This is a genomic window from Halomonas sp. DP5Y7-2, from assembly GCF_019802025.1.
Lineage (GTDB): Bacteria > Pseudomonadota > Gammaproteobacteria > Pseudomonadales > Halomonadaceae > Halomonas > Halomonas litopenaei_A.
The window spans coordinates 439,586-459,860 of the sequence record NZ_JAHVHY010000001.1 but is presented as its reverse complement, the minus strand read 5'-3'; the positions used below and the strand labels follow the sequence as shown (position 1 = coordinate 459,860).

Sequence of the window (20,275 nt, the reverse complement as noted above, 5' to 3'; positions counted from 1 at the left end):
GTTGCCATGACAGGACCACAGCGCCGGATGCGATCTCACCATAATCCGGTGCCCATGACGGCATCGACATGCTTTCCGCAGATTCTGTTCTGGAGTTCCCATGAGCAAGCGCAAGAGCCCGATTTCCGCGACCGTTGATTTCGACGCCCAGGGCGTTCAGCACGGTTTTCTCAAGCTGCCGATTTCCAACGACGAGTCGGCCTGGGGAGCGGTGATGATTCCGGTGACGGTGGTGGCCAATGGCGAGGGTCCCACGGCGCTGTTGACCGGTGGTAACCATGGTGATGAGTACGAGGGCATCACGGCGCTGCAGAAGCTTTCGGTATCGCTCAAGCCGGAAGAGGTGCAGGGGAGGGTGATCATCGTGCCGATGATGAACACGCCGGCGGCCCAGGTAGGACGACGCACCTCACCGATGGATGGCGGGAACCTCAATCGCAGCTTTCCGGGAGACCCCGACGGCAGCGTAACGGAAAAGATCGCCGACTACTTTACTCGCGAAATGGTGCCGATGGCCGATATCGTGCTGGACCTGCATTCTGGCGGCCGCACCCTCGATATCATTCCGTTTGGTGCATCCCATGTGCTCGACAACCCCGAGCAGCAGCGTCAGGCGCTGGAAGGCGCCAAGGCCTTTGGCGCTCCCTACGCCATGATGATGTTCGAACTCGATGCAGCGGCCCTGTTCGATACGGTGGTGGAAAGTCAGGGCAAGGTCTTCATCGCGACCGAGCTGGGTGGCGGTGGCACCTCGACCCCCGAGAGCCTCGCCATCACCGAGCGCGGCATCGACAATATCTTGATTCACTTCGGCTTGAAGCAGGGTGAGGTAGCGATGCCCGAGACCCAGGTCTATCTCGATATGCCGGATGCCAGCTGCTACGTGCAGAGTGAACACACCGGGCTGCTCGAGCTGACCCACGCCCTCGGCGACAGCGTTCAACGCGGTGATGTGATTGCAAGGGTGTATGACATGACGCGCAGCGGTGCCAAGCCCATCGAGTATCAGGCCGAACGCGATGGCATCCTGGCGGCCCGTCGCTTTCCGGCACAGGTCAACATGGGGGACACCATTGCGGTGATCGCGGAAGTGGTGGAATCCCTGGGCGAGTCATGAAACTTGACCGTTACGATCTCAAGATACTGTCCATCCTGTCCCAGGACGGGCGCATCACCAAGTCGCGGCTGGCCGAAGCCATCAACCTCTCGGTCAGCCCCTGCTGGGAGCGGGTGAGGCGTCTGGAGAAGGCCGGCGTCATCGAAGGCTATTGCGCCAGAATCAATGCCGCCGCATTGGTTCGGCGCACACCCGTATGGGTGCAGATCGAGCTCAAGGCCCATAACGCCGAGAGCTTTCAGCGGTTCGAGGCCTTGGTTCATGCGACCGACGAGGTGACGGAATGTGTGGCCGTCGGTGGAGGGGTCGACTACTTGATCAAGGTCGAGACCGAGACCATCGACGCCTATCAGCGATTGATCGATGACTGGCTGACGTCGGATATCGGGATCGAGCGCTATTTCACCTACATCGTGACCAAGCAGGTCAAGGCGCCGCGCCAGGGGGTCGATATCGACGCCCTGAACAGCAGCGCTACTTGAGGCTCGGGCCGGGCCTCGTCAGGGGCCTGCCTGGGTCATCGGTTTGCACAAACCTGCATGGCAGAAAAAACCTCGATGTAGCGAGTCGGGACAAAAAAAATGCCATCTTCCAGCGGCGGCTTCAAAAAGTCCGTCCCTGGTATCTCCCTTACCATGACGTCATTGCGTGGCGCCTGCCATGGCATTGATACAGGTGTTCCGTCCCCCTGATGAGACGACGGAACCGACTAGGGAGGTAGCGTCATGAAGCTCAGCGATCCGCGTCTGTTTCGTCAGTATGCCTACATCGGTGGCAAGTGGACCCACGGTGATGAAGGCCGCGAAGAAGCGGTGATCAACCCCGCCAATGGTGAGGTGATCGGTCATATCCCGCTGCTCGAGCCGGCCCAGATCCGTCGTAGTGTGGACGTGGCCGACGAGGCCTTCGCCCAGTGGCGAGCCCTGCGCGCCGACGAGCGCTGCGAACGTCTGCTGGCGTGGTACGACTTGCTGCAGCAGCACCGCGAAGATCTGGCGACGATCATGACGCTCGAGCAAGGCAAACCGCTGCCCGATGCGCGTGGAGAAGTGGAGTATGGGGCCAGCTTCGTGCGCTGGTTCGCCGAGGAGGGCAAGCGAACCTACGGCGAGACGATTCCCAGCCACATTCCCAACGCGGCGCTGGGGACGATCAAGGAGCCGGTCGGCATTGCGCTGCTGATCACGCCATGGAATTTTCCGCTGGCGATGATCACTCGCAAGGCAGCAGCCGCCATGGCGGCGGGGTGCCCGGTGATCGTCAAGCCGGCCAACGAGACGCCGTTCTCTGCGTTGGCCCTGGCGGAGCTGGCCGAGCGTGCCGGAATCCCGGCGGGCATCTTCAATGTGGTGCTGGGGGATGCCGCCCAGGTGTCGTCGCTGCTGTGCGCCGAGGACCGGGTCAAGGCGGTGTCCTTCACCGGCTCCACCCGTGTGGGGCGACTGTTGCTGGAGCAATCCGCGCCGACGGTCAAGCGGGTGTCGATGGAGCTCGGCGGTAACGCGCCCTTCATCGTGGGCCCGGACATGGACCCCAAGGAAGCGGCCCTGGCCGCCGTGGCGGCCAAGTTCCAGACCGCAGGGCAGGACTGCCTGGCGGCCAACCGGATCCTGGTGCACGAGTCAATCCACGACGCCTTCGTGGCGCACTTTAGCGAGCGTATGGCCGCCTTGACCGTGGGCGACGGGATGCTCAGCGAAGTGGACCTGGGGCCGTTGATTCACCGCCGGGCGGTGGAAAACGCCCGTGCCACCGTGGACGACGCCGTCTCCCGCGGTGCCACCCTGGTCGCCGGGGATCAGACGGATGCTCCGGGAGAGAACTTCTTCATGCCGGTGCTGCTCACCGGCGTGACCCAGGACATGAAAGTATGGCGTCAGGAGTGTTTTGCTCCGGTCGCAGGCGTGACGGCTTACCGCGATGACGATGAGGTGATCGCTCTGGCCAATGACACCGAGTACGGGCTGGCCGCCTATGTCTACACCCATGACATCAGGCGGATCTGGAAGCTGCTGCGCGCCCTGGAGTTCGGCATGGTGTCGGTGAACTCGGTCAAGATGACCGGTCCTCCCGTGCCGTTTGGGGGCGTCAAGCAGTCGGGCCTCGGACGCGAAGGTGGCGCCACCGGTATCGATGAATATCTGGAAACCAAGTACTACTGCCTCGGCGCACTGGGCTCGGTCTCTGGCAGCTAGATGACAGCCTGCGGTGATGGACGACATGACCGCGGCAGGACGGTTGGCCCGTAGCAGGTACGGGCCGACATTGATGACGAAACGGCTGATCCGTTCTCTCGGCGAGAGCGGGAAGCGCTACGGGCAAGGAAACAAGGAAACCACATGAGCACCCATCAGGACCTGATCGATCGCGACCGCAAGGTCACCTTTCACGCCTCGACGCACCTGCGTGACTTCGCCCATGGCGACGCGCCTGGCCGCGTCATCACCGGCGGCAAGGGCATTCACATCGTCGACAAGGACGGCCGCGAATTCATCGACGGTTTTGCCGGGCTCTACTGCGTCAACATCGGCTATGGCCGCACCGAAGTCGCCGAGGCCATTTACCAGCAGGCGCTGGAGATGTCCTACTATCACACCTACGTTGGTCACTCCAATGAGCCTCAGATCGCCCTGTCCGAGCAGATTCTGAAGCTGGCGGGTCCCGGCATGTCCAAGGTCTACTATGGCCTGGGCGGCAGCGATGCCAACGAGACCCAGCTGAAGCTGGTGCGCTACTACAACAACGTTCTGGGCCGCCCGCAGAAGAAGAAGGTCATCTCGCGCCAGCGTGGCTATCACGGCTCCGGCCTGGCCACCGGCTCGCTGACCGGTCTGAAGGCGTTCCATGATCAGTTCGACCTGCCCATGGCTGGAGTGCTGCACACCGAGGCACCCCATTACTACCAGCGCAGTGCCGAGCAGGCCGGCATGAGCGAGCGCGAGTTCTCCGCCTATTGTGCCGAGAAGCTTGAAGAGATGATTCTGGCGGAAGGTCCCGACACCGTGGCGGCCTTCATTGGTGAGCCGGTGCTCGGCACCGGCGGCATCGTGCCACCGCCCGAAGGATACTGGGACGCCATCCAGGCGGTGCTGGCGAAGTACGACATCCTGCTGATCGCCGATGAAGTGGTCTGTGGCTTTGGCCGTATCGGCGCCGACTTCGGCAGCCATGCCTACGGCATCAAGCCCGACCTGATCACCATCGCCAAGGGCCTGACCAGTGCCTATCAGCCCTTGTCCGGGGTGATCGTGGGGGATCGCGTGTGGCAAGTGCTTGAGCAAGGTACCAGCGAGCTGGGCCCGATCGGTCACGGTTGGACCTATTCCGGCCACGCTCTGGGATGTGCTGCAGCTCTGGCCAACCTGGCGATCATCGAGCGTGAGAACCTGACCGGCAACGCGCGTGATACCGGCGCCTACCTGCAGAGCCGCATGCAGGCGGTGTTCGGCGATCATCCCATCGTCGGTGAGGCCCGTGGGGTGGGCATGCTGGCGGCACTGGAGTTTGCCGTGGATCCTGATTCCCGCCAGGCCTTCGACGCGAGCCACAAGGTGGGCCCACGGATCGCCGCCGCGGCGCTCGAGGAGAACCTGATTGCTCGTGCCATGCCGCAGGGTGACATCCTCGGGTTTGCGCCGCCGCTGACCACTACCCGCGCCGAGGTCGATGAAATTGTCGCCCGTGCCGAGCGTGCCGTGAACAAGGTCACCGATCAGCTGGTCAAGGAAGGCGTTCTGCAGACCGCCTGACGTCAGCGCTGATCTGCGGTGTGTGACATGGGGTCGTCTCCTTGAGGGAGGCGGCCCCTGTCGGTTTATACGCGGCGGCGGGGGCGCTGGAGGACGGTCGCCTTCGTCGCGCGCCATAAAAGGAGACAGCCATGCAAGCCTCCACGTGCTCTGCCCATGGCGTAAGCCTGGACCAGATCTTCAAGGCCCGACACCGGATTGCCGGCCAGGTGACACGTACACCGCTGGTGTTGTCGCGACCGCTGTCCGAACGCTTTGACGCTGAGGTGTATCTCAAGCTCGAAACCTTGCAGCCCACCGGCGCGTTCAAGCTGCGCGGTGCCACCAACATGATCGCCGCGCTGCTGGAGCGAGATGGACGCGATGCCCTGGCACGTGGCGTGACCACCGCCTCCACCGGCAACCATGGGCGCGCGGTCGCCTATGCGGCGTCGCGTCTCGGGGTACCCGCCGTGATCTGCCTGTCGCGATTGGTGCCGGCTAACAAGGTCGCTGCTATCGAGGCCCTGGGCGCCCAGGTTCGACAGGTGGGAGCCAGCCAGGATGAGGCCTTCATGGAGGTGGCGCGCTTGGTGGAGCAAGAGGGCATGACGCTGATCCCTCCCTTTGATGACCCCCTTATCGCGGCGGGCCAGGGCACCATCGGGATCGAGCTGCTGGAAGACCTGCCCGAGCTTGACCGAGTGATCGTGGGGCTGTCCGGTGGAGGACTGCTGGGAGGCATTGGGGCCGCGATCAAGGGCGTGCGTCCTGCTGCCCGCGTCAGCGGTGTCAGCCTGGCCGAGGGGGCCGCCATGCATGCCAGCCTCACGGCGGGCTATCCGGTAGAGGTGGACGAGGTCGAGAGCCTGGGAGACTCCCTGGGTGGCGGTATCGGCTTGGACAATCGCTGCACCTTCGAGCTGGTCAAACAGGTGATGGACGACCATTGCCAAGTGTCGGAGCGTGCCATCGCCCAGGCCATGGTGGACCTGCTCGAGCACGACAAGATCCTGGTCGAAGGGGCCGCCGCTGTCGGTTTGGCGGCCATGGCGCAGGGCCACCTGGACGTTCGCGGAGAGCGCGTTGTGCTGGTACTTTCCGGCAATGGCGTCTCGCTGGATACCCTTGACCAGGCGCGCCGGTGTGCGGCCGATGGCCCTCGCGGCTGAGGCCCGCACTTGAGGCCGCACATGAGACCAAGGCTTGATCCAGCGTCCGCCTCAGGACTTTCTTCACAGGGCACCGACAGGTGACAGGTGTCCTATCCATGACAAGGAGCCATGCATGCAGCTCTTCAACCGCGAACAGATTCGTCAGGCTGTCGCTATCGACCATCACGCCCTGGCAGCCGTCGAAGAGGGCTTCGCTGCGCTGGGGCGAGGCGAGGTGGTGCAGCCGCCGATCCTGTCCATGGCCATTGAGGAGGCCAATGGCGAGGTAGACGTCAAGACCGCCCATATTCGTGGTCACGACCGCTTTGCGATCAAGGTCAGCCCGGGGTTCTTCGACAATCCCAAGATAGGCCTGCCGAGCCTGAACGGCCTGATGATGGTGTTCTCGGCCCGCACCGGTCTGGTCGATGCGGTGCTGTTCGATGAGGGCTATCTGACGATGGTGCGCACCGCCTTGGCGGGCGCCATCGCCGCCAAGTACCTGTCCCGTGACTCCAGTCGCCGCGTCACCGTGCTGGGAGCCGGGGAGCAGGCCATCCGGCAGGTCGAGGCACTGCGGCTGGTACGTGACATCGAGATCGTCGATGTGTGGTCTCGGCGTGGGTCGGCTGCCGAGGAGTACGCCGAGACCATGCGTGAGGCGGGGCTTACCGTGAATGTCCACGATAGCGTGCGTGAGGCCTGCGCGATGGCCGACATCATCGTCACCACCACGCCTTCCCAGGCACCGATTCTGGAGGCCGCCGACCTGCCCGAAGGGGTGCATGTGACCGCCATGGGGTCGGATAGTCCGGATAAGCGGGAGTTGGCCGAAAGCGTACTGACGCGTGCCGACGCCTTTGTCTGTGACACCCGCGCCCAGAGCGAGTCCAACGGCGAGCTGAAGGCGTTTCATGGACGTGAGGTGCCGTTCAAGGTGCATGAACTGGGCCAGGTCATTGCGCGTGGGGATCGTCTGCGCCTGTCCGATGCCACCATTACCGTGTGTGACCTCACCGGGACGGGCGTGCAGGATACGGCCATTGCCGCCCATGCCCTGAACCGGCTGGGCTAGCGGCTCATCGCCAGAACGTCAGGGCGGTGATGGCCACGTTTGCCAACAACAGGCCGAATCAGGACGACTCCAGATGCTGGGGGAGGCTGCGCTGCCAATCGTTTTTGCTGAAACGAGATTTTTTGCGGAGGATAGAGGGGTCTTGAGTGTCTGGAGCTGTCATGCCCTCTCTACCTGCGCCTCTACGCCATCGGCGTAGATGGATCGTTATCCTGGCGCGACTTGGCTATACCGCCAAGGGCGTTGTCTATCTGCTGATCGGACTCCTGGCCGCGCTGGGGGCGGTGGGACTGGGCGGTGACAATGTCGGCACCAAGGAAGCCCTGGCTCATCTGGCGCGGCAACCGTTTGGCTCGCTGATGCTGGCGGCACTGGTGGCGGGTCTCTATGCCTATGCCGCCTGGCGTGGCTTGCAGGGACTGTTCGATGTGGAGAATCGTGGCCGTAGTCTGAAGGCCCTGGGCACACGGGCGGCGCTGGTGATCAGCGGACTCATCTACGCCAGTCTAGGCTGGTACGGGCTTGAGCTGCTGGATGATCCTCACGAGACCACGGGAGGGGCCGAGGAGCGAACAGCGATGCTGATGTCCCACCCTGGCGGTCTCTGGCTGGTGGCCGCACTGGGCCTGATCTTTATCGGTGTTGGCGTGCGCCAGTCTTGGCGTGCGTTGACCGCCAGCTACCTGGAGCGCTGGCGACGGCAGGACATGAGCAAGCGCCAGAAAGACCTCGCGTCAGGGCTCAGCCGCTGGGGCCTGGCCGCTCGCGGCGTGGTCTTCGCACTGATCGGAGGCTTTCTGCTGGCTGCTGCCTGGCAGGCCGACCCAGGCCAGGCCGAGGGGCTGGGTGGGGCCTTGGATGCTCTGGCCGCCCAGCCCTTTGGCCCATGGTGGTTGGCCGCGGTGGCAGGAGGACTGCTCAATTACGGCACCTACTGCGTGATCAATGCTCGCTTCCGACAGGTGAAGGTGGACTGATGCGCCCGGTGCCGGCGCATCACCTGCCGCGCTTGGCACGGATCGTCAGCGCCACCCCGGCGATGGCGATGACCATGCCGGCCAGGGATAGCGCCGGCAGGCCTTCATCGAAGAGCCACCAGGCCTCGACCGCGGTCACCGGCGGAACCAGGTAGAACAGGCTGGCGACCCGGGAAGCTTCTCCGCGCTTGATCAGCAGCATCAACAGCAGAATGGCCGCGATCGACAGCACCAGCACCAGCCAGCCAAGGGTCAGGACAAAGGTCAGTGTCCACTCGACCTCGCGGCTTTCCAGCAGCAGGCAACCCCCACCGAGCAGCGCCAGCGCGCCCAGATATTGCACCACGCTGCCCCCCAGCAGAGGCATGCCGGTGCAAAAGCGCTTCTGGTACAGCGTTCCCAGCGCGATACCCAGCAGCGCGACCAGCGTACAGGCCAGCGCAGGCCAGCCGAACCCGTCGAAGGACAGGGCCGACAGGTCCATCTTGCCGCCCAGCACCAGGCTGACGCCTGCAAGCCCCATCACGAGCCCCAGCCATTGCACCGGTGTGAGCCTCTCGCCAAGCAATGGGCCCGCCAGTGCCGCCGTCAGCAGCGGCTGCAGGCCCACCAGTAAAGAGGCCAGCCCCGCCGGCATACCCAGACTGATGGCATAGAACACGCCGCCTAGATAGGCCCCATGGACGAGGCACCCCGACACGGCGACGTGCCCCCACAGACGCAGCCCCCGTGGCCATGCCGATCGAGTGAGCAACACAATCGGTACCAGCAGCGCCAGGGTAGCGATGAAGCGGATGGTCAGAAAGGTGAAGGGCTCGGCGTAGGGCAGGCCGAATTTGGCACCGATGAAGCCGGTACTCCACAGCAGTACGAAGACCAACGGCATGGCTGCTGTCAGTCCGCCAGGCAGCGTCTTCGTGCTGCTCATGGGTGCGTCTCGGAGCACACGTCAGGCGCTGTGATGGTGGCGGCGACTGTGGCGGCGACTGTGATGGCGACTGTGGCGAATTCAGTGGCGCATGCAGTGGTGGTTGCAGTGGCGAATACGGGCAGCGATCCCGGCGACTGCCGAGAAGACAGGATCCGTTCCATGGAGAGGCTCCTTTGCGATAAGCCAGGGCCCGGAGGTTCGAGCCGTGAAAGCAGAGCCCATGATGCCTGAAAAGGCGGCCGGGCTGGAGCTGCCGATGGCCCGTCGCTGTCGTGCTTTGGTCGTAGGTCGAGACGTCGTCAGATGATTGGTCAGACCATGATTTAGATTGTTTTTACGGGTTTTTTTGCCTCTATGGGCACTGGTCAGACCAATCGGAGAAGGCACTTGCGTTGAAACACTGCGTTGGCCGTATTAGTGCTTTTCGCTAGCTTTTTTTCGACGACAGCCGTCCCGCGACAGGTGTGTGCTCTAGTGAATCAGGGCTCCGTTCCATCACAGCTTTAGCTGCAAAACGGTGAGCCGGCATATGGCTGCGCAGCAGCTCAAGCCGCACATCACCAAAGCTCTGATGCCGCATCGCTGGGGAAATACCTGCAGTCAGGTGGCGGATGTCTGCGCATGGACGCGTGCAGGGCCTGGATCCCATCCGGGAACGCCTGCGGTAGTCAATGCTGACGCCATGGATCGACAACAACAACGCACCTGGCACCGCCGACCCTCGGCGTGCCGATCCACCTGGAGTTTTGCCATGTCTCCGATCGACAAGTCCCGGCAAGATCAGCCTGGCATGTCTACGACACCTCTCGATACCCATGCGGCCGCTGCCAGCCCTGTGACGCCGGATCGCCGCCGCTTCCTCAAGGCTGCGGCGGTGGGCTCTGCCGCTGCGGTGGCGGCTCCCTGGGTCGGCAATGTGCAGGCTCAGCAGGGCATTCGCATCCGCATGCAATCGTCCTGGCAGCCAGGGACGACCGGCTATCGCATCTTCGAACAATGGGCTAACGGTGTGGCCGAGGCCACCAGTGGTGAAGTGACGATTGAGCCCTTTCCTGCCGGCGCCGTCGCCGGCGCCTTCGAGGTAGCCGATGCGGTTCGCAATGGAGTGCTCGATGGACAGAACTGGTTCACCGTCTACTGGCCAGGAAAGATGCCGGCTGGGGTGTTTCTGACGGCCTACCCCATGGGCCTGTCCGTGCCTCACCAGTGGGACATGATGTTCGGCGCTTACGGCGGCTTCGGTATTGCCAAGGATCTTTACCGCAAACAGGGTCAGGAACTGCTGGGCTACGTGCACCACGACCTCAACCTGATTCACTCCAAGGTGCCGTTGAGAAGCTTTGACGACTTCGCTGGGGTCAAGATCCGCATGCCCGGTGGCATCGTCGCCGAAACCTTCGCCAAGATCGGCGCCCGTACCACGCTGCTGCCTGGCTCAGAGGTCTATCCGGCCCTCGAGAAGGGGACGATTGATGCGGCGGATTACACCGGTGCGGCGGTCAACTTCGAGCTGGGCTTCTGGCAGGTGACCGACTACATCATCATGGGCCCGCCTTCGACGCCCTGTCTGCACCAGGCGGTCGACCTCATGGACATTGCGGTCAACCGCCGCGTCTACGAGCGCATGTCCGATCAGACCAAGGACCTGATGCACGACCTGGTCGCTGCCTACTCCCGCGAGCACTACGCCGCCATCCAGAAGGCCAACGCCGAGGCCTGGCCGAAGTATCGCGAGAAGGGTGTCGAGATCATCCACCTGTCAGAAGAGGATGCCGACCGCTTCCGCGATGCCGCGATCCCGCTGTGGTTCGAATGGGCCAACAAGGATCCGGATGCGGCGAAGCTGTTCCGCGCCCACCTCAACACCATGCTCGACCCGGCGGTGGCCCTGATCACCGAAGAAGACATCAAGGATTTCGAGCTCAACGCTTGAGGACAATCGCGACGCTGGGGCGCCAGCGTCGCGAGTACCTTTGAATGACTGACGTGCCGCCCGGGACTGCCCGATCGGCTTCGATGAATGGTCCGTGGTCGCCTGCAGCAAGCCGGCGGCCTGCGGAGGAGCGTCAATGAATCTTCAGATCGATTTCGTTCTGCCTCACTGGCTGTACTGGTCGGTGTTGGCGGGGTTGCCGCTGGTCGTGATGCTGTTGGTGGACAGAAGTTTTCGCCGCGGCGGTCAGGTCAGCGGCAGTGATACGGCCGAGACGCCTGTGTCGTCGGAGCAGGCTGACTATGTGCCGCCGGGAAATGCGCTGACGGCGGGTATCGACCGCATCTCGGGGTTCGCCGGTCGCTATGTGGCTTACTGGTCGCTGATCGCCCCCTTTGTCTTCACCTACGAAGTGCTGATGCGCTACGCCTTCAACTCGCCGACCAACTGGGCGCACGAGTCGATGACCCTGATGTTCGGCATGCAATACCTGCTGGCGGGCGCCTTCGCCCTGCGTGAAGGGGGGCATGTACGAGTCGATATCCTCTACCAGCGGGCGGCGCCGCTCAACAAGGCAGCGCTGGACCTGGTCACCTCGATTTTCTTCTTTATCTTCACCCTGGCGCTACTGACCACCGGGTGGCGCTTCTTCTCACAGTCGGTCAGTGATGTCTGGTGGTTTGGAGACAGCTACGCCAATGAGGTGTCCTTCACCGAATGGGCCGTACAGTATTATCCGGTTAAATTCATGCTGTTCCTGGGGGCATTGCTGTTGCTGCTGCAGGGCATCGCGCAGCTGATTCGCGATATGCAGTCCTACGCCCATCACCGCCAGAGCCACGCCGGTAGCCGGACCTTTGCTGCCGTACTGGTGGGGCTGGCTCTGCTGCTGGGTGCCTACACGCTGTATGAAGTGGTCAACATCGCTCTGACCGACTATGAAAGCCTGGCGATGAGCCTGGAGAATGCCCTGGCCACCGTCGGCATTGGCGAGCTGACGTTACTGATGTTCGGCACCTTGATGGTGGTCCTGGTGGCCGGGTTGCCGCTGGCCTTCGTCACCGGTGGGCTCGGTGTCGTCTTCCTGTATCTGGTGGGCGATCAGCACATGCTGAACCTGATGCCATCGCGGATCTTCCCGATGATGACCAATTACCAGCTGTCCGCCATCCCGCTGTTTATCTTCATGGCGGCGGTACTGGAGAAAGCGGGCATCATCGAAGAGCTGTTCGATGTGGTCTACAAGTGGATGGGGGGCCTCAAGGCCGGACTGGCCATCGCCACCATCATTGCCTCCACCTTGCTGGCCGCCATGGTCGGTGTGATAGGCGCCGCCGTTGTGACGATGGGGCTGATCGCCTTGCCGGCGATGCTCAAGCGCAACTATCAGCCCGAGATAGCGCTGGGCTCGATCATGGCCGGCGGCACCCTGGGCATTCTGATCCCTCCCTCGATCCTGGCGATCATCTACGGCGTCATCGCCCAGCAGTCCGTAGGCGAGCTCTATCTCGGCTCGCTGATTCCTGGTCTCCTGCTGGCGGGCATGTACGCCTTCTATTGCTGGATGCGGGGTACCTTGAACATCAAGGTGGCACCGCCGATGCCGGTGGAAGATCGCGTGTCCAGCGCCGAGAAGCTGAGGCTGTTGCGCAATATGCTGGCGCCCATCGCGCTGGTGATGTTGGTACTCGGGATCATCTTCACCGGCGTCGCCACGCCGGTGGAAGCGGCCGGTATCGGAACCTTCGGTGCCTTGCTGGTGGCGGCACTGCATAAGCGCCTGACTTGGCCCAATCTGCACGCCGCCTGCATGACGACCCTGGTGGCCACGGCGATGGTGATGTGGATCATCTTCGGCGCCAGCATCTTCGTCGGCTTCTACATCCTGCAGGGGGGCCAGACCTTCGTACAGGACCTGATCGCCGGCGCTGGGCTCGGTCCCTACGCGGTACTGGCGTTGATGATGGTGTTGCTGGTGGCGCTGGGCATGTTCCTGGATTGGGTCGGTATCCTGCTGTTGGCGGTGCCGATCTTCGTGCCGCTGATCAAGGGGCTCGACTTTACCGGGGTGCTGGGGCTGCCTGGCGTAGATCCCGCCGATGTATCGCTGTGGTTCGGGGTCATCTATCTGGTCAACATGCAGATGTCGTTTCTGAGTCCTCCCTTTGGCTATGCGCTGTTCTACATCAAGGGCGTGTGTCCTCCCCATATCACCATGGGGCAGATATTCCGCTCATCCTTCCCGTTCCTGGCTCTGCAGGCCTTGGGGCTGTTGCTGGTCATCCTGTTCCCGGCGCTGGTGACCTGGCTACCCAACCTGGCTTACGGATAGCGCCGGCTAGGCCAACGCTTCTCCCTGTCGCCGGAGCATCCGGTGGCAGGGGAGACAGTGCTTGGCTCGCTAGCCGCAGGCGCGAGTGTCGGCACATCCGCGCCGGCACGGCTGAGTCGCTGCCCCCACCACGTAGTGACAGAAACCGCGAGAAGTGTCCGCTATTCTGCTCTTCACCTGACGCAGCGTTGGCGTACCATGGGGTCAGCTCTTCACGCTGATGTCGCTCGCTGGAGACAGCTGGCTTGCATTCCGTAACACGATCGTGGGGAACCGATGCGAACGTGTGTCGTCACAATGGGCGAGCGATTGACGAATTCTCAATGACCTCCTGGAGGACTTCATGCAACGATTCACTGCCCTGATTACTGCCGCACTGCTCTCCGCCGGTCTGATGAGCGCCACGGCCCACGCTCAAGACGCCAGCGCCCAGGCATCGTCCAGCGCCGACGTGGAAGCAGCAGTACAGGCACAGAACTTCTCTGACGCCGAACTGCAGAAGTTTGCCGATGCGTCCAAGGAGATCGCCACGATTTCTCAGGATTACACCCAGCGCCTGCAAGAGGCCGAGGACCAGCAGGCCCAGCAGGATGTGCGCACCGAGGCCAACCAGAAGATGGTCGAGGCCGTACAGCAAAGCGGGCTCGAGGTGGAGAAGTTCAATGCCATCGGCCAGGCCATTCAGCAGAATCCTGACATGATGAAGCGCGTTCAGGAGATGGCGCAGTCCTGATAGGTGACTGTCCATAAAGACGCCCCCTCCGGCTTTCCGCCGGAGGGGGCGTCTTCGTTTTGGGGGCAGCCTTACGTCAGTGGCTGACCTGGAGGGCCAGCTTTCTTGCTCTGGCGCTGATGGTGAATGACGCAATCATTCCCAGCACGCTGACCAAGGCCAGGGTGAGGAAGATATTGTGGTAGCCAAGCGCCTTGTCCAGATCTAGCCAGTGGCCGAAAAGCGTCGCTGAGAACAGGTCGGGAGAGAACCCAATCACCGAAGCAATGCCTGCAGCGGTAGCCATCAGAGATGCCGGGATCTTGGTTTCACTGGCGATGGAGAACACGATGCCGTAGAGCGACAAGCTGAAGATGCCTGGCAGCAGGGAATAGAGGCTGACCATGGTCGAACTGGCATTTTCTGGCATGTAGATCACGCCGGTGTAGAGTAGGGCAAGGATCGCGAAAAGTACCACGAACCAGCGGCTGGTCGACTTGAACACCTTGTCGGCGATAAGACCACTGACGGGAGCGAGTATATAGAATACGTAGGTTCTGAAGATGGTAAGAATGCCAGACTGCTCAGGAGAGACCCCATAGATGTCGGTCAGATAAGGCGTAAAGTAGACGTTGCTGGAGAAAATCATGAAGGCGGCAAAGATAATGACCGAGAAGATCCAGAGCACTGGGCTCTTGAGCAGGACCACGATCTGCGAGCTATCAAAGTTATTGGTAACAAGGTTGCGGGACGCCTCGCGATCCTCCTTGATGAGGAACCAGACGACGGCTGCTGCAACCGTGGTACTGATGCCGTAAATCATGACAACGTAGAAGAATTGCTGCGACATGTCGTCCGAGAAGCCTAGTACCCACACAGCAATGCCATTGATGGCCGCGCCGAAGAGTCCGTTGCCCATGTAGTAAAGTCCATACATGAACCCTTGTTCTTTTTCTCCCCCGATCAGGCGAATCGTTTTCATGAGGGCACCCAAGAAAACAAACACGGTAGAGAACGATAGCAGGAACCAGATGGCCAGACTGATGCCATAGCCCATGTTGAAGGCGTAGATGAAGGTCAGTATTGACGTCGAGAGTAGCGATAAAATAATACAGCGCTTGGTGGAGCTCTTATCTGCCAGAATACCCCCAGGGATCATCAGCAGGGTGGTGCCCACCGTATAGATAGTGGTCAGTAGGCCAATTTGCTGATTGCTGATATCCATCGCCGCAATCTGGTAATCGTAGAATACATACCTGATGTAGGGAATGAGATAGATGGTCGCCCCGGCCGATGATAGCGCCAGTATCTGTAGATACTTAAATAGCCTTGAGTTCATGGGTATTCTCTGCAGATGGATTTACTTGAGGAGAGAAGAAGCATAATCGACAAGAAACGCCACGCCGTTGATCAGGCCGGCTTCTTGCATATCGAATTTCGAATGGTGTAGCGGATACTGTCCCTCACCTTTTCCGATGCCGATGAAGCCAAAGCACCCCGGAACTTTCTGGAGATATTCCGAGAAGTCTTCACCCGCCATGGAGGGCGCGACTGAGACAAGTGCGGACGCTCCAAGTGTATTGATGACGGACTGCTGTGCCAGCGATGAAAAGTGTTCGTCATTCTCGACGAATGGTGCTCCATAGAGGTATTCAATCTCGTAGGTTGCGCCGAACGATGAGGTAACACCCTGCACGATGGTTTCAATACGCTGCTTTATGGTGTCTCTCGTGTCATTGGAGAAGTAGCGACATGTGCCCTTGAGGTGGACGGTATCGGGAATAGCGTTGTGAGCGACTCCGCCATTGACCGCGCACACGCTGACCACGGTGGGAAGGAAGGGATCAACCTGTCTGCTGCAGATACTCTGAAGGCTGGTAATGACATGCGCTGAAATCAATACAGGGTCGATGGTCTGGTGAGGCATGGATCCATGGCCGCTGCTTCCTACGATTGTGATATCGAAGAAGTCGGCTTCTGCCATGCGCGGACCGCTATCGACAGAGATGGTGCCGACGGGAATATCTGGCCACACATGTAGTCCAGCAATGGCAGTCATATCTTCAAAAAAATCGCTTCTTTCGGCCACGATCTTCTGAGCGGCGCCCTCAAGCTCTTCATCAGGCTGGAAGATAAGTTTGGCTGTTCCTTTGAACGTGTCTCTGTTCTCCGACAGGAACTTGGCAGCAGTCAGTAGCATGGCGATATGGCCGTCGTGGCCGCATGCATGCATCACCCCTTGGTTTTTTGAGGAAAATGAGACGCCAGAGGCTTCCGTGACTGGCAGTGCATCAATGTCTGCACGAAGGCCAAGAACGACATCCCCAGGTTGACCTTCAATGGTTGCCAGTATTCCAGTACCACACACCTCCTTTTCATAGGAGATGTTTAATTTGTCGAGCTCATGACAAATACGCTCTGCCGTTTTAAATTCCTGCTGGCTCAGTTCTGGGTTTTCGTGGAAATGCTGACGTAGATCAATGGTGTATCTGGCGCTCTCTTTCGCAAACTCTAAAGGTGTCATGCTGATGCCTTCTGGATAGGGATTTAACTTCCGCTTATACGCGATGCGTTTTTTCGCGGAGCTGCTAGAGGTGTTGTCGATTAATATTTTTTAATAGCGCGTTCTTGTTTGCAATAAAAATGCATGGCGGTTTCGGATGAAAAATTGACATTCCTCTATGGAAAAGGCATTTGCTTCTGTTTTTACACGAACTGCTTGTATATGAGATGATTCACCATAATGACCTTTTTACGTCTTTCGGCTTTTCACTTGTTTTTTTAAGGACTGCCTGAGGAAAGCGCTCGCTGTACCAGACGAGGTAACGCTTTAGACTTACGAATTGTCTTCGGTAGATAAAAGCGGTGTTAGGAGCTGCAGTAAGAGCTGTGCTGGGAACTATGTCAGGTTCTTGATGTCGAGCCGCTTGCATGTGCTGCAAGTGAGAACTCTGCTCGTGTCACGCCCTGCGTTATTCATGTCAGTGCGGTGAAGAAAACACGCTGTGATCGAAACACTTGATAGGCATCCGTCATGCTTCACGCTGCCTGCGCTATATCCGCCATACTCGCCATACTCTGGCCAGTGTGCAGCGCACGCTGGTATTGCGGTGGGCTCGGGGTAGAGACGTTCCATGACAGGGGTCTGGCCATTCCGTGAAGTCCTGACATGATGAAGCGCGTTCAGGAGATGGCACCGACCTGGTCGGTTGCCCATGGGGATCACGCCAGGCGAACTGGCGAACGCGCCCTGCTGACTATCCGGATCAGCGGACCTTCTTTCCGTCAAGCTCAGGTCTCTCGACACTTTTGCCAGATGGCACTATTATTTTGACAGATGGCTGTCAAAGGAGCTCATAATGAAGGTTGCCGAATGTGCCCTCGATGCCAAGACGAGTTTGTTGCAACGCACGCTGGAGCGCCTGCTGGGCAAGCCTGCACCCGAGGCAACGACGGCCCTGTACATTCACGAGATGATCGAGAAGGGCTTGCCGTCTCGCGATGTATTGCGATTTGTCGAATCAGTTGACCTGCTTAGTGATAGGGCAATGGCCGTCAAGCTGATCGGTATGTCCGAACGCACGCTTTATCGTCGGATCAAGTCGCCGGAGCCGCTTAACACTGAGCAGAGTAGTCGTGCCTGGCGTTTCGCCGAGGTGCTTACCAGGGCGGAAGATGTGTTGGGCGATGCTGCTGAAGCAGAGCGTTGGATGGGAACACCGGCCTTGGGGCTTGAGGGGCGCAAGCCGATAGATCTTCTCACCACCCAGGTGGGGTACGAGCTGGTGGACGACCTTCTTACCCGCCTGGATCAGGGAGTGTACACGTGACATCCGCTGGCAAGGATCTGCTGCTGTGGCGGCTTGAACGAGAGCGGCATATGGCCAGCTGGAGCAGTGGTGTCGGTGCAAAGCTGGCTGGCGGACGCTGGAATACAAAGGGGCGAGCGGCGGTGTATGGGGCCTGCGATCCATCAACGGCGATCCTCGAAGTCGCGGTGCATAAGGGTTTCAAGGCGCTGGATACCATCCCCCATATGTTGTTGTGCGTGCGTATCACTGATCCTGGCAGCGTGTTTGAGGTAGTGCCCGAGGACTTGCCCAACCCCACCTGGTTGGTTCCTGGATCGCCTAGCCTTGGTCAGCAGTGCTATGGCGACGAGCTGCTGTCTCGTTATCCCTTTATAACAGTGCCTTCGACGGTCTCCCGACATAGTCGCAATATCGTGATGAATCCGCTGACGGGCCAGGAGAGCGTCGAGATCGTCGTGATCGAGCCCTTCGCCCTGGACCCACGGCTGCATCCTCCCGCCGAGTGAGCAAACGCTTTACAGCCATTGCCATGGCCCGCATCCTTTCTGCATGAGAGCGCCGAGCATGTAGCGCGCCTGTACCGGCACCGCGCGGAGGACACCATGGAAGCGGAACTGTTGGAAATCAGCCAGCACATGGGGCGCTTCCCGCCCTTTGATGGTCTCACGGATGAGCTGCTGGATGAGGTGGCGAGCCAGGTACAGGTCAGCTATTTCAAGGCGGGCTCGACGATTCTCGAGCTCGATGCGGTGCACGAGGAGTTCTGCTACATCCGCAGTGGCGCGGTGGAGGTCTCGCGCCGCAACGGCGAGCTTTACAACCTGCTTGGCGAGGGCGATATCTTTGGCCATTTCAGCCTGTTGCGCCACAGCAGAGTTCGCTTTCCCGCCAAGGCGCTGGAAGACAGTCTGATCTACTTCATTCCCGAGGCCATGTTCCATCGGCTGTGCGAGGCCGATGAAGCCTTCTCTGACTTTGTCGAGGTGGATCGCCCCCGGCTCGAGACGGCGGTCGAAAGCCAGCGCAAGAACAACGACATGATGGTGACGCGGATCCGCAAGCTGCTGACCCGCTATCCCGTGATGGTGGAGGCCCGTGCAACGGTGCAACACGCGGCCCGCCAGATCAGCGACTTCCAGGCGTCGGCCGTGCTGGTGCTGGACAAGCCCGGGGACAACCCCCGCTATACCTTCAAGGACAGCGAGGGCACCTACTGGCAAGTGACCGGGATCCTCACCGACAGCGATTTTCGTACCAAGGTGGTCGCCGAGGGGCTGTCACCGGATACCCCGGTAGGGGAGGTGGCGGGTCGTCGGCTGATCGCGATACAGTCCGATGAGTCGGTGCAGGAAGCGATGCTGTGCATGTTGCGTAACAACATCCATCATCTGCCGGTGATGCACCGCCGTTCGCCGGTGGGCATCGTGCATCTGTCCGATATCATTCGCTACGAGACCCAGAGCAGCCTATATCTGGTGAGCAATATCTTTCACCAGCCATCGGTGGAGAGTCTGGCCAAGCTGGCCCCCGACGTGCAGGCAGCGTTCGTGCGGATGGTGCATGATGGCGCCGACTCGCAGATGGTGGGCAAGGCGCTGTCGACCATCGGTCGCAGCTTTACCCGGCGCCTCTTGGAAATGGCGGAAGAGGAGTTGGGGCCGCCACCGGTTCCTTACTGCTTCATGGCGCTGGGTTCCATGGCGCGTAACGAGCAGAGCATTGTCACCGACCAGGATAACGCCCTGGTACTCTCCGACGACTTCGACCCGGCGCTGCATGACGAGTACTTTGCCACCATGGCCAAACGCGTCAGTGATGGCCTTGCCGCCTGCGGGTACACCTACTGCAAGGGCGACGTGATGGCCACCAATCCCAAGTGGCGTCAGCCCTTGGCGGTATGGAAGCGCTATTTCACGCAATGGATCGAGCAGCCCTCGCCGGAGGGGCTGTTGCACAGCTCCATCTTCTTCGACCTGGATACCGTGCATGGCGACAACCCGCTGGTGGAAGCCTTGCAGGACCTGGTGGCTACCAAGGCATCACAGCACAAGCGCTTCCTGGCCGCCATGGCGCGCAATGCTCTCAACCGTACGCCGCCACTTGGCTTCTTTCGGACGTTTGTGATGGAGAAGGACGGCAAGCACAACAACTCGATCAACTTGAAGCGCCGGGGCACCGCTCCCATGGTCGATCTGATTCGTATCCATGCCCTGGCCTGTGGGTCCCGTGCCCAGAACAGCTTCGATCGACTCGATGACATCGACCGCACTCAGCTGCTGGCGCCAGGCGTCAGTGACCGGCTGCGCTACGCGCTGGAGTTTCTGTCGATGTCGCGGATTCGCCATCAGGTCATCGATCTCGAGCATGAGCAGCAGCCGGACAACAACATCGAGCCCGAAAACGTGTCCAGCGAAGAGCGCCATCACCTGAAGGATGCCTTCCAGGCGCTCAGCAATGCCCAGAAGTTTCTCAAGTTTCGCTACCCGATGACGCACAGGTAGGCG

16 protein-coding genes are annotated in these 20,275 nt (G+C 60.6%); 13 read left to right on the top strand and 3 right to left on the bottom strand.

What is annotated here, in order from left to right; genetic code table 11:
- Positions 1–100: 100 nt before the first annotated feature.
- From doeB to KUW18_RS01900, 7 genes are all read left to right on the top strand, one after another.
- Positions 101–1,117: a N(2)-acetyl-L-2,4-diaminobutanoate deacetylase DoeB gene (doeB, locus tag KUW18_RS01930; RefSeq protein WP_222560685.1), complete on the top strand. Its 1,017-nt coding sequence runs from the start codon at positions 101–103 to the stop codon at positions 1,115–1,117.
- Positions 1,114–1,599, top strand: a complete 486-nt coding sequence (locus KUW18_RS01925) for an Lrp/AsnC family transcriptional regulator (protein ID WP_222483530.1) — start codon at positions 1,114–1,116, stop codon at positions 1,597–1,599. The genes doeB and KUW18_RS01925 overlap by 4 nt, the downstream gene beginning before the upstream one ends.
- A gap of 243 nt (positions 1,600–1,842) precedes the next feature.
- Positions 1,843–3,312 carry an NAD-dependent succinate-semialdehyde dehydrogenase gene (locus tag KUW18_RS01920; RefSeq protein WP_206939711.1) on the top strand — a complete coding sequence of 490 codons (1,470 nt, stop codon included), beginning with the start codon at positions 1,843–1,845 and terminating at the stop codon, positions 3,310–3,312.
- Positions 3,313–3,456: 144 nt separating this feature from the next.
- On the top strand, positions 3,457–4,866 hold the full coding sequence (locus KUW18_RS01915; protein WP_222560684.1) for an aminotransferase: 1,410 nt from the start codon (positions 3,457–3,459) through the stop codon (positions 4,864–4,866).
- Between the two features lie 131 nt (positions 4,867–4,997).
- Positions 4,998–6,017 (top strand): hydroxyectoine utilization dehydratase EutB, encoded by a 1,020-nt coding sequence (gene eutB, locus KUW18_RS01910; protein ID WP_222560683.1) that lies wholly within the window; start codon positions 4,998–5,000, stop codon positions 6,015–6,017.
- A gap of 115 nt (positions 6,018–6,132) precedes the next feature.
- On the top strand, positions 6,133–7,074 hold the full coding sequence (locus KUW18_RS01905; RefSeq protein ID WP_222560682.1) for a cyclodeaminase: 942 nt from the start codon (positions 6,133–6,135) through the stop codon (positions 7,072–7,074).
- Positions 7,075–7,235: 161 nt separating this feature from the next.
- Positions 7,236–8,051, top strand: coding sequence for a DUF1206 domain-containing protein (locus tag KUW18_RS01900; protein ID WP_222560681.1), 816 nt, complete (start codon positions 7,236–7,238; stop codon positions 8,049–8,051).
- A 19-nt stretch (positions 8,052–8,070) separates the two neighbouring features.
- On the opposite strand, the gene KUW18_RS01895 is transcribed toward KUW18_RS01900, so the two are convergent.
- Positions 8,071–8,979, bottom strand: coding sequence for a DMT family transporter (locus KUW18_RS01895; protein WP_206939703.1), 909 nt, complete (start codon positions 8,977–8,979; stop codon positions 8,071–8,073).
- 754 nt (positions 8,980–9,733) lie between these two features.
- On the opposite strand from KUW18_RS01895, the gene dctP reads away from it, so the two are divergent.
- The 3 genes from dctP (at position 9,734) to KUW18_RS01880 (ending at position 13,980) form a co-directional block, all read left to right on the top strand.
- The gene (dctP, locus tag KUW18_RS01890) at positions 9,734–10,915 is read left to right on the top strand and encodes a TRAP transporter substrate-binding protein DctP (RefSeq protein ID WP_224908082.1); all 1,182 of its coding nucleotides are present in this window, start codon (positions 9,734–9,736) and stop codon (positions 10,913–10,915) included.
- Positions 10,916–11,051: 136 nt separating this feature from the next.
- Positions 11,052–13,247 (top strand): TRAP transporter large permease subunit, encoded by a 2,196-nt coding sequence (locus KUW18_RS01885; protein WP_206939699.1) that lies wholly within the window; start codon positions 11,052–11,054, stop codon positions 13,245–13,247.
- Positions 13,248–13,590: 343 nt separating this feature from the next.
- Positions 13,591–13,980: a DUF4168 domain-containing protein gene (locus tag KUW18_RS01880; protein ID WP_206939697.1), complete on the top strand. Its 390-nt coding sequence runs from the start codon at positions 13,591–13,593 to the stop codon at positions 13,978–13,980.
- A gap of 76 nt (positions 13,981–14,056) precedes the next feature.
- Here the strand turns inward: KUW18_RS01880 and KUW18_RS01875 are convergent, their stop codons facing one another.
- Together KUW18_RS01875 and KUW18_RS01870 are read right to left on the bottom strand one after the other, a co-directional pair.
- The gene (locus tag KUW18_RS01875; protein ID WP_222560680.1) at positions 14,057–15,298 is read right to left on the bottom strand and encodes an MFS transporter; all 1,242 of its coding nucleotides are present in this window, start codon (positions 15,296–15,298) and stop codon (positions 14,057–14,059) included.
- 21 nt (positions 15,299–15,319) lie between these two features.
- Positions 15,320–16,483, bottom strand: coding sequence for a M20 family metallopeptidase (locus KUW18_RS01870; RefSeq protein ID WP_222560679.1), 1,164 nt, complete (start codon positions 16,481–16,483; stop codon positions 15,320–15,322).
- 835 nt (positions 16,484–17,318) lie between these two features.
- Between KUW18_RS01870 and KUW18_RS01865 the strand changes: the two genes are divergently transcribed.
- The 3 genes from KUW18_RS01865 to KUW18_RS01855 all read left to right on the top strand — a co-directional run bounded on the left by KUW18_RS01865 (position 17,319) and on the right by KUW18_RS01855 (position 20,272).
- A complete protein-coding gene (locus KUW18_RS01865; RefSeq protein WP_206940790.1) occupies positions 17,319–17,789 on the top strand; it encodes an antitoxin Xre/MbcA/ParS toxin-binding domain-containing protein in 471 nt (156 codons plus the stop codon).
- Complete coding sequence (locus tag KUW18_RS01860; RefSeq protein ID WP_315900626.1) at positions 17,786–18,277, top strand: RES family NAD+ phosphorylase; 492 nt, start codon at positions 17,786–17,788, stop codon at positions 18,275–18,277. Before KUW18_RS01865 ends, KUW18_RS01860 begins: the two co-directional genes overlap by 4 nt.
- A 96-nt stretch (positions 18,278–18,373) precedes the next feature.
- Positions 18,374–20,272 carry a DUF294 nucleotidyltransferase-like domain-containing protein gene (locus tag KUW18_RS01855; protein ID WP_206939691.1) on the top strand — a complete coding sequence of 633 codons (1,899 nt, stop codon included), beginning with the start codon at positions 18,374–18,376 and terminating at the stop codon, positions 20,270–20,272.
- Positions 20,273–20,275 lie beyond the last annotated feature (3 nt).